12 protein-coding genes and 1 riboswitch are annotated in these 14,801 nt (G+C 74.6%); of the genes, 4 read left to right on the top strand and 8 right to left on the bottom strand.

Features of this window, described 5'->3' with window-relative positions; all coding sequences use genetic code 11:
- The first annotated feature begins 8 nt into the window (after positions 1-8).
- On the top strand, positions 9-2,486 hold the full coding sequence (locus DNK53_RS17090) for a bifunctional hydrogenobyrinic acid a,c-diamide synthase/histidinol phosphate aminotransferase CobBC (protein WP_110183511.1): 2,478 nt from the start codon (positions 9-11) through the stop codon (positions 2,484-2,486).
- Positions 2,483-3,418 carry an adenosylcobinamide-phosphate synthase CbiB gene (gene cbiB / locus DNK53_RS17085; protein WP_110183510.1) on the top strand — a complete coding sequence of 312 codons (936 nt, stop codon included), beginning with the start codon at positions 2,483-2,485 and terminating at the stop codon, positions 3,416-3,418. The genes DNK53_RS17090 and cbiB overlap by 4 nt, the downstream gene beginning before the upstream one ends.
- Here cbiB and DNK53_RS17080 read toward each other — a convergent pair.
- From DNK53_RS17080 to DNK53_RS17065, 4 genes are read right to left on the bottom strand one after another with little or no spacing between them, the layout of a single operon-like run.
- Positions 3,392-4,084, bottom strand: coding sequence for a (2Fe-2S) ferredoxin domain-containing protein (locus DNK53_RS17080; protein WP_110183509.1), 693 nt, complete (start codon positions 4,082-4,084; stop codon positions 3,392-3,394). The two genes, cbiB and DNK53_RS17080, sit on opposite strands and share 27 nt — an antisense overlap.
- Entirely contained in the window at positions 4,081-4,899 is an 819-nt protein-coding gene (locus tag DNK53_RS17075; protein WP_110183508.1) for an ABC transporter ATP-binding protein, read from the bottom strand. The genes DNK53_RS17080 and DNK53_RS17075 overlap by 4 nt, the downstream gene beginning before the upstream one ends.
- A complete protein-coding gene (locus DNK53_RS17070) occupies positions 4,896-5,942 on the bottom strand; it encodes a FecCD family ABC transporter permease (protein WP_110183507.1) in 1,047 nt (348 codons plus the stop codon). Before DNK53_RS17070 ends, DNK53_RS17075 begins: the two co-directional genes overlap by 4 nt.
- Positions 5,939-6,919, bottom strand: coding sequence for an ABC transporter substrate-binding protein (locus tag DNK53_RS17065; protein WP_420846512.1), 981 nt, complete (start codon positions 6,917-6,919; stop codon positions 5,939-5,941). Before DNK53_RS17065 ends, DNK53_RS17070 begins: the two co-directional genes overlap by 4 nt.
- Positions 6,920-6,962: 43 nt before the next feature.
- Positions 6,963-7,150, bottom strand: a riboswitch (cobalamin riboswitch).
- A gap of 41 nt (positions 7,151-7,191) precedes the next feature.
- Between DNK53_RS17065 and DNK53_RS17060 the strand changes: the two genes are divergently transcribed.
- Entirely contained in the window at positions 7,192-7,419 is a 228-nt protein-coding gene (locus tag DNK53_RS17060; RefSeq protein WP_110183505.1) for a CbtB domain-containing protein, read from the top strand.
- 14 nt (positions 7,420-7,433) lie between these two features.
- The gene (locus DNK53_RS17055) at positions 7,434-8,207 is read left to right on the top strand and encodes a CbtA family protein (protein WP_110183504.1); all 774 of its coding nucleotides are present in this window, start codon (positions 7,434-7,436) and stop codon (positions 8,205-8,207) included.
- Here the strand turns inward: DNK53_RS17055 and DNK53_RS17050 are convergent, their stop codons facing one another.
- The 4 genes from DNK53_RS17050 to cobN are packed head-to-tail and all read right to left on the bottom strand — an operon-like array spanning position 8,208 to position 14,798.
- A complete protein-coding gene (locus DNK53_RS17050) occupies positions 8,208-8,933 on the bottom strand; it encodes a cobalt-precorrin-6A reductase (protein WP_110183503.1) in 726 nt (241 codons plus the stop codon).
- The gene (locus tag DNK53_RS17045; RefSeq protein ID WP_110183502.1) at positions 8,930-10,426 is read right to left on the bottom strand and encodes a cobyric acid synthase; all 1,497 of its coding nucleotides are present in this window, start codon (positions 10,424-10,426) and stop codon (positions 8,930-8,932) included. The genes DNK53_RS17050 and DNK53_RS17045 overlap by 4 nt, the downstream gene beginning before the upstream one ends.
- Positions 10,423-11,175 carry a precorrin-6A synthase (deacetylating) gene (gene cobF, locus DNK53_RS17040; protein ID WP_239456612.1) on the bottom strand — a complete coding sequence of 251 codons (753 nt, stop codon included), beginning with the start codon at positions 11,173-11,175 and terminating at the stop codon, positions 10,423-10,425. The genes DNK53_RS17045 and cobF overlap by 4 nt, the downstream gene beginning before the upstream one ends.
- A complete protein-coding gene (gene cobN, locus DNK53_RS17035) occupies positions 11,172-14,798 on the bottom strand; it encodes a cobaltochelatase subunit CobN (RefSeq protein WP_110183501.1) in 3,627 nt (1,208 codons plus the stop codon). Before cobN ends, cobF begins: the two co-directional genes overlap by 4 nt.
- Positions 14,799-14,801 lie beyond the last annotated feature (3 nt).

Below are 14,801 nucleotides of genomic sequence, written 5' to 3'. Positions count from 1 at the left end.
ACGTGCCGATGAGGCTGCCGAGGGTGGTCGTCGCGGCCCCGTCCACCGGGCAGGGGAAGACGACGATCGCGACCGGGTTGATGGCCGCGCTGCGCGACCGGGGGTTGGCGGTGTCGGGCCACAAGGTCGGTCCCGACTACATCGACCCCGGCTACCACGCCCTGGCCACCGGGAGGCCGGGCCGCAATCTCGACCCGCACCTGGTGGGTGAGGACCGGGTCGTCCCCCTGCTGCTCCACGGTGCCCGGGCGGCGGACGTCGCGGTCGTCGAGGGCGTGATGGGGCTGCACGACGGACGGATCGGCGCGAACGGCTTCGCCTCGACCGCCCACGTGGCCCGCCTGACCCGCACCCCAGTGATCCTGGTGGTCGACATCGCCCGGATGTCGCGGTCCGTGGGTGCCCTCGTGGCCGGGATGGCCGTCTACGACCCGGGGGTCGAGGTGGTCGGTGTCGTGCTCAACCGAGCCGGCTCCCCTCGCAACGTCGCCGAGGTGAAGCGCTCCCTGCGTGTCCCGGTGCTCGGGGTGGTGCCGCGCGACGAGTCGATCTCCGCCCCCTCCCGGCACCTCGGGCTCGTCCCCGCAGCCGAGCGGGACGGTGCCGCCGAGGTGGTGGCCCGGTTGGGCGAGCTGGTGGCCCGGCACGTCGACCTCGACGCGGTGCTGGAGGTGGCGGCCAGCGCCCCCGACCTGGACGCCGAGCCGTGGGACCCTCGCCGGGAGGTCGGCGTCGTCGCCGAGGGGGCCCCGGTGGTCGCCGTGGCCGCCGGACGGGCGTTCACGTTCTCGTACGCCGAGACCACCGAACTGCTGACCGCCGCCGGGTGTGCCGTGGCCACTTTCGACCCCCTCCGCGACCCGGCGCTGCCGTCGGGCACCCGGGCGCTCCTGCTCGGCGGTGGCTTCCCCGAGGTCCATGCCGCGGAGCTGGCCGCCAACACGAGGCTGCTCGCCCAGGTGGGCGACGCCGTCCGCGACGGTCTGCCCACCGTGGCCGAGTGCGCGGGTCTGCTCTACCTGCTCGACTCGCTCGACGGCACGCGGATGGCGGGGGTGATCGGAGCCGAGGCGGCGATGTCCGAGCGGCTCACGCTGCGCTACCCGGTCGCCCGGTCGGCAAGCGACAACCTCCTCACCCGACAGGGGGAGGAGGTGCGCGGGCACGAGTTCCACCGCACCGCGCTGACCCGGCCCGCCCGCGGCTGGGCGCCCGCCTGGGACCTGGACGGGGAGCTGATCGGCGCCACCTCGGCCACGCTGCACGCCTCCTACCTGCACCTGCACTGGGCGGGACACCCCGTCATGGCCGAGCGGTTCGCCCGCGCGGCCGCCGCGGCGCGACCGCTCGTCGACCCACCCACGCCCGTCCCCGGCACGGACCTCGTCGTCACCGACCCGGATCCCGTCCCGGTGGCACCCCTGCTCCACCACGGCGACCGAGAGGTCGGACCCGGGCTGCTGGACCTCGCGGTCAACGTCCACCCGGAGCCCCGGCCGGCGTGGCTCGAGTCCGCCCTGGAGGCCGGCCTCCGGGAGTCGATCGCCTACCCCGACGTCGCGCCCGCCCGGGAGGCCATCGCCGACCTCCACCACCGGCGTACCGAGGAGGTGCTGGTGACGGCCGGGGCGGCCGAGGCCTTCGACCTCGTCGCCCGCTACAAGCCGTGGCGCCACGTCGTGGTCGTCCATCCCCAGTTCACCGAGCCCCACGCCGCCCTCGAACGGGCCGGTCACCGGGTCACGGTCGTCCACTGTCGACCCGAGGACGGCTACCGGCTGGACCCGGACTCCGTGCCAGAGGACGCGGACCTGGTCATGCTGGGCAACCCCACGAACCCCACCGGGGTCCTCCACCCCGCGGCCGACATCCTTCGCCTCCGCCGGCCCAAGCGGGTAGTGGTCGTGGACGAGGCCTTCATGGACACGGTGGAGGACGAGCGCGAGTCCCTCGCCCGCGACCGCCGCCGAGGACTCCTGGTGGTGCGCAGCCTCACCAAGCAGTGGTCGATGCCCGGCGTCCGACTCGGCTACCTGCTCGGCAACGACCGCAGCATCGCCGGATTGGCGGCCCAGCAGGTGCCGTGGTCGGTCTCGACCCTCGCCGTGCGCGCCGCGGTCGCGTGTGCCACCCCCCGGGCCGTCGCCGAGTCGGCCCGCCGCGCCGCCCGGGTGGTGCAGTGGCGCGCCGTCCTGGTCGAGGGGCTCACCGCCCGCGGCGTCGACGTGGTCGGCTCGGAGGCCTCCTTCGTGCTCGCCCGCCTGGGCCCCGGGGTGCGCACCCGGCTCCGTGAGCGTGGCATCGCGGTGCGGCGGGGGGACACGTTCCCGGGCCTGACCGCCGACATGGTCCGGATCGCGGTGCGCCCGCCGGAGACGACCGTGAGGCTGCTCGACGCGCTCGACGCGCTCGACGCGCTCGACACGCTGCCCGCCGGGACGGCCGGTGCCGGCCGCTGCTCCTCCGGTCGGGTGAGTCCCCGATGAGCCGCGCCCGGGCGCTGGGCTTGCTGGTCGGGTTCGCGGCCGACCGGGCGTGGGGCGACCCCCGCCGGGGGCACCCGGTCGCGCTCTTCGGCAGCCTCGCACGCCACGTGGAGAACGGGTTGCACGGTGACTCGGTGCCGCGTGGCGTCCTGCACGCCGCCACGCTCGTGGGCGGCGCGGCGCTGCTCGGGGTGGGCGTGGAGAGGGCGACGTGGAACCGGCCGGTGCTGCAGGCGGCGAGCACGGCAGTGGCCACGTGGACGGTGCTGGGTGGGCGGAGCCTGGAGCGCGAGGCGCTCGCCGTGCACCGGTACCTCGCGGCGGACGACCTGCCGGGAGCCCGTCACCGTCTCACGCACCTCGTCGGCCGGGAGACGTCGTCGCTGTCGTCGGAGGAGGTGGCGCGTGCAGTCGTTGAATCCGTGGCCGAGAACACCTCCGACGCCGTCACCGCCGCGCTGTTCTGGGGTGCGGTCGCGGGGGTGCCCGGTCTGCTCGCGCACCGGGCAGCGAACACCCTCGACGCGATGGTGGGTCATCACAACGCTCGGTACGAACGGTTCGGCAAGGCCTCCGCCCGGCTGGACGACCTGCTCAACCTGCCGGGCTCCCGGTACGCGGCCGTGCTGGTGCTCGCGGCGGCTCCGCAACGCGCCAGGGACGCCCGTCGCGCCTGGCGCCGGGACGCCCGCGCGCACCCCAGCCCGAACGCCGGCATCGTGGAGTCGGCGTTCGCGGGGGCGCTCGGAGTGACCCTCGGCGGCGTCAACCGGTACGGCGACCGCGTCGAGCATCGGCCGACGATGGGCGACGGGCGGGGAGTCGAGGCGAGAGACGTCCCGCGCGGCACAGCGCTGGCGCGGCGCGTCGGGTGGGCCGCCGTCCTCGGCGCCGCCGGGTTGGCCTCACGGCTCCCGACGCACGCGCGCTAGCCGCAGCGCCTCGACGGGGGAGCCCCCGGCGAGGTGGTCGGCCACCAGCTGGTCGGCGGCCGGTGGGTCGACGCGGCCGTACCAGACGTCGTCCGGCTGCACGGTGACCACCGGGGCGTGGTTGCACGGGAACTGGCAGCCGGTCTGCGTCACCAGCACGTCGTCGTCGCCGAGCCCCGCGCGCATCAGGGCCAGCACGAGGGCGGTGGAGGTCTCCTCGGCGCCCGCGGCGCTGCAACGGGGACCACGGCACACCAGCACCTGGTGGCGGTGACCGGGGACGTCCTCCCAGGCGGCGGAGGTGAGCCCGGGTCCGCGGTGCGTGATCGGACGCGCCAGGTCGCCCAGCGGTCCCCACTCGGACTCCGCAGCCATGAAGGCCGGCGCGGTCGCCACCTCCGGTGCTCCCTCGCCGCGGTCGCGCCACCAGTGCGCCGCGATCCGGCGCAGCCACGAGACCCCGGGTCCGCTGGTCCCCCCGCTGACGCCGACGAGGACCAAGCGCTCGGCCCCGGCGTCGGCGAGCTGGGTGAGCCGGGTGGTCAGGGCGGGGGATGCCAGCTGCAGAAAGGCGAGCTCGGCACCGAGGCGGTGGGCCAGACCGGCGAGCTCGGTGCGGCGGGCGGCGTCGGCGGGGGAGGTGCCGACGAGGACGTGGACGGTCATGCGGTCTCCTCGACGTGGCCGTCCCAGACCAGGTGGTGCCGGTCCAGGCGGGGGTGAGGATCGAGGGACGCCTCGACCCGATAGACCTCCCGCAGCAGCGGGGCGGTCAGGGTGGTGTCGACCGGGCCCTGGCCGCGGACCCGGCCCCCGTCGAGCACGACCACGTCGTCGCAGAACGCCGTGGCGAGCTCGAGGTCGTGCAGGGCGGCGACGGTGGTGAGTCCCAGCTCGCGGGCCAGGGACAGGAATCGCAGCTGCTGCCCGAGATCGAGGTGGTTGGTCGGCTCGTCCAGGAGCAGCACCTCGGGCTGCTGGGCGAGGGTGCGGGCGAGGTGGGCGCGCTGGCGTTCGCCGCCGGAGAGGGTGGTCCAGCCGCGGTCCGCGAGGTGGGTGAGCCCAACGAGGCCGAGGACGTCGTCGACCACCCCGGCACCCGGGTCGCTGCCCGGCCCGCCGAGCATCCGCCGGTGCGGGAGACGGCCGAGGGCTACCACCTGGCGCACGGTCAGGTCGGTGGTGGTGGCGGCGTGCTGCTCGACGAGGGCGATGGTCCGCGCGCGGCGTCGGTGGGACAGGGTGCGGACGGCGACGTCGCCGACCAGCACGGTGCCTCGGTCGGGCCTGCGGAGTCCGGCCAGCACGTGCAGGAGGGTCGTCTTCCCGGAGCCGTTGGGTCCGAGCAGTCCGGTCACCCGGCCGCCCTTGGCGAGCACCTGCACGTCGTCGAGGACGGTGCGGTCGCCGAGTCGGACCGAGAGCCCCTCGGCGCTCAGGTCGGGGGTGGCCCCGTGGACACATCGGTCGCGGTGGGTCATGTGCGTGGCCTCCTCGCCATCAGCCAGATCAGGACGGGCACGCCCAGGAGGGCGGTCAGGGCGCCGATGGGCACTTCCTGGCGGTCCACCAGCGAACGCGCGGCGGTGTCGGCCCACACGAGCAGGACCGCCCCGCCCCACGCCGAGGCGGGCAGGACGGCCACGTGTCGGTGCCCCACCAGGGGTCGGACGAGGTGCGGGACGACCAGGCCGACGAAGCCGATGACGCCGGCGTAGGCCACGGTGGTCGCGGTGACCAGGGCCGTGGCGACCATGAGGACCCAGCGCGTCGCGGTGACCGGCACCCCCAGGGAGAGGGCGGAGACCTCGCCGAAGGTGAAGGCGTCCAGCCGCTCGGCGTACGCGCTGAACCAGACGAGCGCCACCGCTGCCGCGGCCAGCAGCACGAGCGTGCTCTCCCAGCGCAGCCCGGCGAGCGAGCCGAGCGTCCAGCTCAGCACCCGGCGGGCGGCGTCGCCCTCGCCATGCATGATCACCACGACGGACGTGTAGGCGCTGCACAGGTAGGCCACGGCGACGCCGGCCAGCACGGTGCGGTGCGGGCTCAGCCCCCGGCCGCCGGCCGCGGCGATGAGCAGCACCACGGCGAGGGCGGCCAGCGCACCAGCGAACGCGGCGGTCGACACGGCCGTGCTGGCCACCAGCCCGCCAACGCCGATCCCCAGGACCATGACGGTCACGGCACCGACGGTGGCCCCGCTGGAGACACCGAGGAGGAACGGGTCGGCCAAGTCGTTGCGGGTCAGCGACTGGAGGACGGCGCCGCACAGCGCGAGCACCGCCCCCACCGCGACGGCACCCAGGACCCGGGGGAGCCGCAGCTGCCAGACGAGCTGGTCCTCCAGGACGGTGACGCCACCGCCGTCGCCGCCGAGGCGCCGCACCAGCACCGCCAGCACCCGGCTCAGCGGGACGTCCACCGAGCCGAGGGCCAGCGCGACGGCCGCGCTGGCCACGAGGGACAGCACGGCGAGCGTCGCCACGAGGAGGGACCGGCCCGCCGTACGGCGAGCCGGGCTCACCCCTGGAGCCCGAGGTCGGCCAGCTGGCCGGCCACGGCGGCCGCGCCGTCGACCATCCGCACCCCCGGCGTGGACTCGGAGTAGGCCACGGTCACGAACGCGCCCTCCTGCACCGCGGTCAGCTCGCTGAGCACCGGGTCCTTCTCGAGGTAGGCGCGCTTCTCGGCGGCCGAGGACCAGCTGGCGTCGGCGAGCACGATGACGTCGGGGTCGACGGCCAGGACGTCCTCCCAGCTGCCCTCGCCCCAGCCCCGCTGCACGTCCTCGAACATGTTCTCCGCGCCGACAGCGTCGAGGATCAGCTGGGGCCCGCTCAGCCCGCCGCCGACCAGAGGCGTCTTGTCGCCCGAGTCGTACCACAGGGCGGTGAGCCCGGCACCGGCAGCCTCCTCGCTGACGGCGTCGAGGGTCTCTCGCTGCTCGGCCACGACCGACTGCGAGCGGTCGGGCTCGCCCAGCAGGGCGGCGACGTCGTGCAGCTCCTGCCACACGGCGTCGAACGTCGGGTCGGGGCGCTGGTCCTCCTCGGGGCACCCGAAGGGGGACAGGTACGACGCGGTCCCCGAGCCCGCCAGGGCGGAACGGTCTCCGGCGACGCCCTTGTCGAAGGCGGAGGCGTAGGAGGCGTACACCAGGTCGGGCTCGGCCTCCAGGACGGCCTCGTGGGTGGGGTACTCCTCGGCCAGCACCGGGACCTTCTCGTACTCCGCGGCCCAGCGCTCGGAGATCGCGTCGTCGAGGTAGGCGGTGCCGGCGAGGCGGTCGCCGAGCCCGAGCGCGAGGACCACCTCGGTCGCGCCCTGGTTCAGGGTCACCACCCGCTCGGGGGCGGACTCGACGACGACGTCGTGGTCGCAGTTGTCGACGGAGACGGGGAAGCGGGCGTCGGGCTCGGCGGCCTCCGACTTCGCCTCCGGGGCACCGGCACAGCCGGCGAGGAGCAGGACGGCGCCGGCGGCGAGGGACGCCACGGGCATGACGGTACGGCGAATCATGGGATCTGTTCTCCAAGGACCTCGTGGATGCGAACGCGCCGTGGCCGGTCTCCTGGCTCGCGCATCGACACCCAGCGACCGACCTTCCCAGGCATGCACCCAGTGGTCCCGACACCGGAGTGTCGGTGAGGTCGCGGAGCTCCGCGCTCACAGTGGCGAGGGCCGCGCCGGCTTCGAACCGGCTTCCCGTGCACCACGGCGAGGGCAACGTACCACCCGGTGGTCCGACATCCGCACGGGCCTGAGGAGGACACATGTCGCACGCTGCTGCGGCGCCGGTCGCCGGCGCCATCCCCACCGTCGAGATCCCCACGGTCGACCTCCGCGAGCTGGCGCCCTGGGCGCTGTTCGTCGGCCTGCTCGGCCTGCTCGTCATCTTCTTCGTCAGCGCCGACCAGGGGGCGATCTCGATCCCGGCCGGCACGGCGATCCACGAGTGGGTCCACGACGGCCGGCACCTGCTCGGCTACCCCTGCCACTGAGCGGGGTCGGACACATGACTGCACGCACCTTCCTGGTCCGCGGCCTGCTCGCCGGCCTGTTCGCCGGCCTCCTGGCCTTCGCCGTCGCCTACACGGTGGGGGAACCGCCCATCGACGCCGCCATCGCCCTGGAGGAGTCCGCGGCGCCTGCACCCGCCGCCGAGGCCGCCCACTCCCACGGTGACGGCGAGGCGGCCCACACCCACTCCCACGACGAGGAGGAGGGCGGGATCAGCCGCACCACGCAGAAGACCTCCGGGCTCGCCACCGCCACCCTCGCCGTCGGCGTGGCGCTCGGCGGGATCATCGCCCTGGTGGCCGCGGGGGTCGCGGGGCGCCTCGGACGACTGGGCGTCGTCGGCTCCACCGCCCTCGTCACCGCGCTGGGCTTCGTCGCCTACGCCCTGGTGCCCTTCCTGAAGTACCCCGCCGCCCCGCCGGCGGTGGGCAGCGGGGACACCATCGGGGAGCGCACGGCCTACTACTTCGCCTTCCTCCTGGTCTCCGTCGTCGCGATGGTGGTCGCGGTGGCGCTCGGGCGTCGGCTCGCGGCCGTCATGGGGGCCTGGACCGGGGTGGTGGTCGCCGGTGCCGCCTACGTGGCGGTCGTGGCCGCGGCGGCGGTCGCCATGCCCACGGTCAACGAGCTGGGCGACTTCCCGGCCGACGTCCTGTGGGAGTTCAGGGTCTCCTCGCTCCTCACGCTGGCCACCCTCTGGGGGACGCTCGGCGTGGCCCTGACCTGGCTGGTCGGCCGGCTCGAGACCCCGGTGGCCGCGCGGGCCTGATCAGCGGTGCGCCAGCACCCACGCCACGGCCGGACCCACCTCGTGCACGACCGGCACGCGGGGGTCCGGCCTCGGTCGGGCGACCACGACGACCGGCACCTGCAGGCGTGCGGCGGCGTCCAGCTTGGGCCAGGTGTGGGACCCACCGGAGTCCTTGGTCACCAGCACGTCGGAGCGGTGCTCGCGGAGCACGGCCAGCTCGCCGTCGAGCGTGTAGGGGCCCCGGCTGGCCAGCAGCTGCCAGGCCGCGGGGAGGGCGAGGTCGGGTGGGTCGACGACCCGTGCCAGCACGGCGGCGTCGCGGAGGGGAGTCACGAACCTAGCCAGCTCCTGGCGCCCGACGGTCAGGAACGGCCGCTCGCCCAGGGCGGCGGCCGCGGCAGCAGCCGCCTCGTGGGTCTCCACGTACCGCCAGGCAGGGTCCGGGGTCCACGCCGGTCGCTCGAAGCGCAGCAACGGGACGTGCTCGGCACGGCAGGCCTCGGCGGCGTTGGCGCTGATCCCCCGGGCGAAGGGGTGCGTGGCGTCCACCACGAGGTCGAACTCCTCCAGCGCGGCCCGCAGCCCCAGAACCCCGCCGAACCCGCCGATGCGCACCTGTCCCACGGGCAGCCGCGGACGCGTCACCCGTCCGGCCAGCGACGAGGTGACGTCGATACCGGCGTCGACGAGCCGGTGGGCGAGGTCGCGGGCCTCCGCGGTCCCGCCGAGCAGCAGCACCTTCATCGCGTGCCCTCCACGGGGCCTCGCGTGAGCGACAGCAGGGGCAGGTCCGGCGGCGACCCGGCACGGGCCATCGTCAGGAGTGCGTCCACGTCGAGGTGCTCCTCGACGAGGTCGCCGAGCAAGTCGAGCCGCCGTTCCCGAGCGTCGGCGAACCCCACGCCCGAGGGAGCGAGCCCGGCGACCTCGGCGAGGAAGGCGGCCCGGAAGGCGTCGCCCTCGAGACTGCCGTGCCACATCGTGCCGAAGACCTGCCCGGTCCTCGCACCGCCGAGGAACTCCTCGGCACCCGATGCGCGGGTGACGCGACCGTGGTGGATCTCGTAGCCGGTGCTGGTGGCGCCCAGGGCGCGACCCTCCGGGAGGCGCAGGACCTTCTCCGCCGCGAAGGTCGTGGAGACCGGCAGCAGGCCCAGCCCCTCGGCGACGGTGCCCCGGGGCCCCTCGACGCCCTCGGGGTCGCGGACCTCGCGGCCGAGCATCTGGAAGCCTCCGCAGATGCCGAGGAGAGGCCGACCGGCCGCGACGTGCGCGGTGAGGGCGGCGTCCAGGCCGCGGGAGCGCAGCCACGCCAGGTCGGCGAGCGTGGCCCGGGTGCCGGGGAGGACAACCAGGTGGGCGTCGGCGAGGTCCCGCGGGTCGGAGACGAAGACGACGTCGAGCTCGGGCTCAAGGCCGAGGGCGTCGACGTCGGTGAAGTTGCTGATCCGGGGGAGCCGCACCACCGCGACCCGGACCGTGGCCCCCTCGGCGCTGCGGCGACCTTCGAGGTCGAGCGCGTCCTCGGAGTCGAGCCACAGGTCCGGGTGCCAGGGGAGCACCCCGTGCACGGGCCTCCCGGTGATGCGTTCCAGCTCGTCCAGGCCCGGTCGCAGGAGCCCGAGGTCGCCGCGGAACTTGTTGACCACGAAGCCGGCGAGCAGGGCCTGGTCGGCCGGCTCGAGCAGGGCGAGGGTGCCGAGCATGGACGCGAAGAGGCCGCCGCGGTCGATGTCGCCGACCAGGACGACGGGCAGGTCGGCGTGGCGGGCGAGGCCCATGTTGACGTAGTCGCTGGCCCGCAGGTTGATCTCCGCCGGGCTGCCCGCACCCTCCGCGACGATGACCTCGAAGCGACCGGCGAGCTCGTCGTACGCCTCGTGCGCCGCCTTCGCGAGGTGCCGGCGGCCGGTGGCGAAGTCGGTCGCCGAGACCTCCCCGGCCGGGTGACCCATCACCACGACGTGGCTGCGCCGGTCCGACCCGGGCTTGAGCAGCACCGGGTTCATCGCCGGCTCCGGAGTCACCCGGGCGGCGAGCGCCTGCACCCACTGCGCCCGGCCGATCTCGGCCGGCCGCCCGTCGGGGCCGTGGCAGACCATCGAGTTGTTGGACATGTTCTGGGCCTTGTAGGGCGCCACGGCCACGCCGCGACGGGAGAAGGCCCGGCACAGGCCGGTGGTCACCACCGACTTGCCGGCGTCCGAGGTGGTGCCGGCCACGAGCAGTCCGGTCACCGCGCCTCCTCCTCCGCGGCGCGAAGGAGGTAGGTGTCCATCACCCAGCCGTCGACGGAGCGGGCTGCTTGCCGGGCCCGGCGGACGTCGTCCAGCACCTCGGCGACCCGGCCCGCGACGAGCTGCTCCCCGGGGGCGCCGAGGTTGGCGCCCCACCAGAGCTGCCACGCCCCCAGCGGCTCGAGCGCGTCGAGCTCGCGGTCGGAGCCGAGCATCACCAGGACGTTGCGCTGCCCCTGGGCGAGCGCCTCCGGCAGTCGGCGCGCGGCGGTGACGTGCACCGGCGCCCCGACGGGGTGCAGCACCATCCGGTGCCGGGCGGCGAGGAGCTGCGGTGCGCTGATCCCAGGCACGACGTCCCAGGTGAGTCCGGCGAGGTCGCCGCGCGCCGCGAGCCCCTCGACGACCCGCAGCATGGAGTCGTAGAGCGACGGGTCACCCCAGACCAGGAACGCGGCAGTTCCGCCCCGGGCGACCAGCTCGGTGGCGAAAGCATCCACCCGGGCGTCGTGCCAGGTCCGCACCGCGGTCGGGTAGTCGGCGGGGTCGTCGCGGTCCCTTATCGGGTCGGGGATCTCGACCAGCTCCACGTCGTGGGCGGCGCAGATGCGGCGCCGCACCTCCAGCAGCTCGTCGTCGGGCCCCTTGCGCACCGCGATGGCGTAGTCGCTGGCGTCCAGGGCGGCCACTGCTTCACCCGTCAGGTGGTGCGGGCCCATCCCGAAGCCCACCACGCGCACGTGGGTCACCGCGGCGTCCCGGGCCCGGCCTCGTCCTCCAGGTCGCCCTCGACCTCCAGGTAGACCTTCTGCAGCTGGGCCAGGGTCTCGGCGTCGGGCTCGGCCCACAGGCCACGCTCGGCCGCCTCGTGCAGCCGTTCCACGATGCCGCGCAGGGCCCACGGGTTCGACCGGCGCAGGAACTCCTGGTTGGTCTCGTCGAGGACGTAGGAGCTCGCCAGGGACTCGTACATCCAGTCGTGCACCACGCCGGCGGTGGCGTCGAAGCCGAAGAGGTAGTCCACGGTGGCGGCGAGCTCGAAGGCGCCCTTGTAGCCGTGGCGCTGCATGGCCGCGATCCAGCGCGGGTTGACCACGCGCGCCCGGAAGACCCGGTTCGTCTCCTCCTGCAGCGAGCGTGTCCGCACCGCGTCGGGCGAGGTCGAGTCGCCGACGTACGCCTTGGGGTCGGAGCCCGTCAGCGCCCGCACCGTGGCGACCATCCCGCCGTGGTACTGGAAGTAGTCGTCGGAGTCGGCGATGTCGTGCTCGGCGGAGTCGACGTTCTTGGCTGCCACCTTGATCCGCCGGTACGCGGTGCGCATGTCGTCGGCGGCGGGGGCCCCGTCCAGGCCGCGGCCGTAGGCGAAGCCGCCCCAGGCGGTGTAGACCTCCGCGAGGTCGGCGTCGTCGCGCCAGGAACCCGACTCGACCACCTGGAGGATGCCGGCGCCGTACGATCCGGGCTTCGAGCCGAAGATCCGGGTCGTGGCCCGCCTGGCGTCGCCGTGCTCGGCCAGGTCGGCCCGGGCGTGGGCGCGGACGAAGTTCATCTCGTCGGGCTCGTCGAGCCCGGCGACGAGCTGCACGGCGTCGTCGAGCATCGCCACGACGTGCGGGAAGGCGTCGCGGAAGAAGCCGGAGATGCGGACCGTCACGTCGATGCGCGGGCGGCCCAGCTCTGCCAGGTCGACGACGCGCAGGTCGTTGACCCGGCGCGACATGTCGTCCCACTCCGGGCGGACGCCCAGCAGGGCGAGCACCTCCGCCACGTCGTCGCCCGAGGTCCGCATCGCGCTGGTGCCCCACACCGACAGGCCGACCGAGGCGGGGTACTCCCCGGTCTCGTCCAGGTAGCGCTGCACCAACGACTCCGCCATCGTCTGCCCGGTCTGCCACGCGAGCCGCGACGGGATCGCGCGCGGGTCCACGGTGTAGAAGTTGCGGCCGGTCGGCAGCACGTTGACCAGCCCGCGCAGCGGGGACCCCGAGGGCCCGGCCGGGACGTACCCGCCGTCGAGCGCGTGCAGCAGCACGTCCATCTCGTCCGTGGTGCTCGCCAACCGGGGCACCACCTCCGTCGCCGCGAAGGCCAGGGCCGACCGGACGGCGGGGTCCTCGTGCAGGACGTCGACCGCCGACGGGTCCCACCCGGCCGCGGCGAGCGCCTCCACGAGCCGGCGGGCCTCGGCCTCGAAGGCGTCGACCTCGGCGGTGCTCGCACCCTCCGACAACCCCAGGGCTGCGCGCAGGCCCGGCACCGCGTTGCCGACGCCGCCCCACACCTGGGAGGCGCGGAGCACGGCGAGCACGAGGTTGACCAGTGCCTCGCCGGCCGGCGCCTGGCCCAGGACGTGCAGGCCGTCACGGATCTGCACGTCCTTGATCTCGCACAGCCAGCCGTCGACGTGGAGCAGGAAGTCGTCGAACTCCTCGTCGTCCGGCCGCTCCTCCAGTCCCAGGTCGCGGTGCATCTCGGCGGCCTTCATCAGCTGCCAGATCTCCCCGCGGATCGCCGGCAGCTTGGCTGGGTCCATCGCGGCAATGTTGCCGTACTCGTCGAGGAGCTGCTCGAGCCGGGCGATGTCGCCGTAGGTCTCCGCCCGGGCCATCGGCGGGATCAGGTGGTCCACGATCGTCGCGTGGGCGCGGCGCTTCGCCTGGGCCCCCTCCCCGGGGTCGTTGACCAGGAACGGGTAGAGCAGCGGCAGGCTGCCGAGGACGGCGTCGGGCCCGCACTCCGCGGAGAGGGCGGCGTTCTTCCCGGGCAGCCACTCCAGGGAACCGTGCTTGCCGACGTGGACCACGGCGTGCGCGCCGAAGCCGCCCTCGGCGGGCGACGCCTCCAGCCACCGGTAGGCGGCCAGGTAGTGGTGGGTGGGCGCGAGGTCGGGGTCGTGGTAGATCGCCACCGGGTTCTCACCGAAGCCGCGGGGCGGCTGGATCATGACCACCACGTTGCCCGCGACCAGTGTGGCGATGACGATCTCGCCGGCGTCGTTGACGAACAGCCTCCCGGGGGCCTCGCCCCACGCCTCGGTCATCCGGTCGCGCAGCGCCCGGGGCAGGTGCGCGGTCCAGCGGCGGTACTGCTCGGTGGTGATCCGGACGTGGGCGTCCGTGAGCTGGCCCGACGTGAGCCACTCCTCGTCCTGCCCGCCGGCGGCGATCATGGCGTGGATCAGGGCGTCGCCGGCCTCGGTGTCGTCCTCGAGGTCCAGGCCCGGCACGGCACCCGGGGCCCCGAGGTCGTAGCCGGCGTCCCGCAGGCGGCGCAACAGGCGGATGGTCGAGACAGGGGTGTCCAGGCCCACGGCGTTGCCGATGCGGGAGTGCTTCGTCGGGTACGCCGAGAGCACCAGCGCGACCTTCTTGTCGGCGTTCGGGACGTGCCGCAGGCGTGCGTGGTTGACGGCGATGGCCGCGACCCGGGCGCAGCGTTCGGGGTCCGCGACGTAGCGGGGGAGCCCCTCGGCGTCGACCTCCTTGAACGAGAACGGCGCAGTGATGACCCGGCCGTCGAACTCGGGGATGGCGATCTGGTTCGCGGAGTCGAGCGGGGTGACGCCGTCGTCGTTGGCCTCCCACTCCTCGCGGCTGCTGGTGAGGCAGAGTCCCTGGAGCACGGGGATGTCGAGCGCGGCGATGCGCTCGACGTCCCAGGTCTCGTCGTCCCCGCCGGCGCTGACGGAAGCCGGGACGCTGCCGCCGGCCGCCAGGACGGTGACGACCAGGGCATCGAGCCCGCCGAGCGCCTCGAAGAGGTCGTCAGGAGCGCTGCGCAGCGACCCGGCGAAGATCGGGACGCCGACCGCCTGTCCGGTGGCGTCCACCGCGTCGGCCAGGGCGTGCGCGAAAGCGGTGTTCCCTGAAGCCTGGTGAGCGCGGTAGTACAGGATGCCGACCCGGGGGAGGCCGGTGCCGTCGACGGCGTCCCGCTCCGCGAAGCCCCAGGCCGGGACCGGGGCAGGCGGCTCGAACCCCTCGCCGGTCAGCAGCACGGTGTCGGACAGGAAGGCGTGCAGCTGTGCCAGGTTCTCGGGTCCACCCTCGGCGAGGTAGCGGTGCGCCTCTGCGGCGACGCCGATCGGCACGGTGCTGAGCTCCATCAGCTCGGCGCTGGGCTGCTGCTCCCCGCCCAGCACGACGAGCGGGGTGCCGCCGGCGCGCACGGCGTCGAGGCCCTGCCACAGGTCGTGCGGGGATCCCAGGTGCCGCACGACGACGAGGTCGGCGCCCTCCACCACGGCGTCGAGCTCGGAGCCGGTGCTGCGGCTCGGGTTGGCCAGCGCGTAGCTGGCGCGGCTCGCCCGGGCCGAGAGCAGGTCCGTGTCGGACGTGGAGAGCAGGCAGATGAGTGCGGACGCGGCCATGGC

The sequence above is a fragment of the Nocardioides solisilvae genome (assembly GCF_003194625.1).
Lineage (GTDB): Bacteria > Actinomycetota > Actinomycetes > Propionibacteriales > Nocardioidaceae > Nocardioides > Nocardioides solisilvae.
Note: the sequence above shows the minus strand (reverse complement) of the source record. Positions and strands in the feature narration are given on the sequence as shown.